The sequence below is a fragment of the Hymenobacter agri genome, assembly GCF_054778495.1.
Genome location: NZ_BAAGZM010000794.1, coordinates 1 through 1,588 on the forward strand (window position 1 = coordinate 1; position 1,588 = coordinate 1,588).

1 protein-coding gene and 2 pseudogenes are annotated in these 1,588 nt (G+C 63.2%); 2 read left to right on the top strand and 1 reads right to left on the bottom strand.

From position 1 onward, the window contains the following. Positions 1–430, bottom strand: a pseudogene (locus ACYVDE_RS22195) (membrane-binding protein); the annotation flags it as partial. 351 nt (positions 431–781) lie between these two features. Between ACYVDE_RS22195 and ACYVDE_RS22200 the strand changes: the two are divergent. Both ACYVDE_RS22200 and ACYVDE_RS22205 read left to right on the top strand, forming a co-directional pair. Further along, positions 782–1,246 carry a hypothetical protein gene (locus ACYVDE_RS22200; RefSeq protein ID WP_460503717.1) on the top strand — a complete coding sequence of 155 codons (465 nt, stop codon included), beginning with the start codon at positions 782–784 and terminating at the stop codon, positions 1,244–1,246. Between the two features lie 149 nt (positions 1,247–1,395). Continuing rightward, a pseudogene (locus tag ACYVDE_RS22205) lies at positions 1,396–1,588 on the top strand (MOSC domain-containing protein); the annotation flags it as partial.

Genomic DNA, 1,588 nt, shown 5'->3' on the forward strand with positions numbered 1-1,588 from the left:
CCTGCGCCTGGGCCAGGCTGGCGCCTAGCTTGCGCAGCACGAAGCCCGAGAACTCATCAGCCTCCAGCTCGTCGGCGGGCTGCGAACCGCCGGCGCGCAGGGTGTGGCCGTTGAGGTGGTGGCCCATTTCGTGGGCCAGAATGCTGATGCCGGCCCAGTCGGTGTGCCCGGCGCGGTTCACGGCATTCAAAAAAGTGGGATTGTAGAGCAGGTAGCGCTTGCCGTTATACACCACGGCGGCGGCGTTGTCGACCTCACTGGTGGCGCGCAGCTCGAAGCGAGCCTTGAGACCCACGGCGTCGGTGATTTCGCGGATGACGTCGGTGGGGGCCGGAGCCGTCTGGGCCTGCGCGGGGGCAGCTAGGGCCAGCGGCAGCGCGAGCAGCAGCGGGGCGGCTAAGCGCGTAATCGTTTGAGAAAGGAAAGTCATAGCAGAAAGACGATAACGGAATGACTACTAATTCAGCAACTTCAGCAACAAGACAATCGTAGTGCCAGAAAATCGGCTGCGCGGCCTTGGTTCGGCAACGCACGCCCCGACGGCAGCTTCAGCAACCGGCCGGAATTCGGCAACGCTGGCCGGCCCTCTTTCATTGCGAAGCAGCGCGGGCCGGGCCGTTTTCGGGAGCTATAATGACAACGATTGTAGTTGGCTGGCGGTTCATTTGATAAGCAGAGCCGAAACCGGCCCGCAAGGTTGCGCCGCCGCCCGTATGCGACCGCGGCCGGGGTAGCTTTGCAGCTTCATTCGGCCGCTTTGCCGGCCCTGCTCCTACCTGGCATGAACCAAGCGCACCTGCACCTACTTGTCAATCATTTACCCATTATGGGTAGCCTGTTTGCCGCCCTGCTGCTGGCGGCGGGCGTCATCAAAGCCAACCTCACGCTAACCCGGGCTGGCCTGGTGGCGGTGCTGGCGGCTGGCGTACTGTGTTTGCCGGCGCAGCTTACGGGCGAGGGCGCGGCGGCCATTGCGCAACAGCTGCCGCGCGCCAGCCGGGCCCTCATTCACCACCACGAAGAAGCAGCCGAGTTGGGTTTCTGGGCGCTGGAAGGCGCGGCGGCGCTGGCCTTGTTTGGCTTGCTTCTGCTGAAGAATGCCTCGCCTAAAGCCCGCCTGCTGACGCTGCTGGCCCTCTTGGCAACGCTGCTCAGCTTCGGGCTGCTGGCCCGGGCCGGCAACCTCGGCGGCCAGATTGCGCACCCCGAAATCCGCGAGGGTTTTGGCACGCCTGATGAGCTGTGATGTTGAATGGTTGTCGTCCTGAGCGCAGCGAAGGACCTTATTACGCGGTAAAACTCCTAACGTGATACGGTCCTTCACTGCGCTCAGGATGACAGACGATTTTGACTTCTTACACCGCTTTAACACCGTTTTAACCAATAACCAACAACATGCCTTTCCCCTTTTTTGGCGACGATAAATCGACCGTGGCGCGCCTACTGGCCACCCTGCCCCAAACCGGCCGCCTGGAGTGGATTGGCCAGCGGCCGGTGCGCCGCGAGCCACTCGTGGCAGTCCTCGAAGCGGAGCTGAAAACCGACTCGCACCTGCTCGGCGACCACGCCCGGCCTAAGGCGGGCGGCA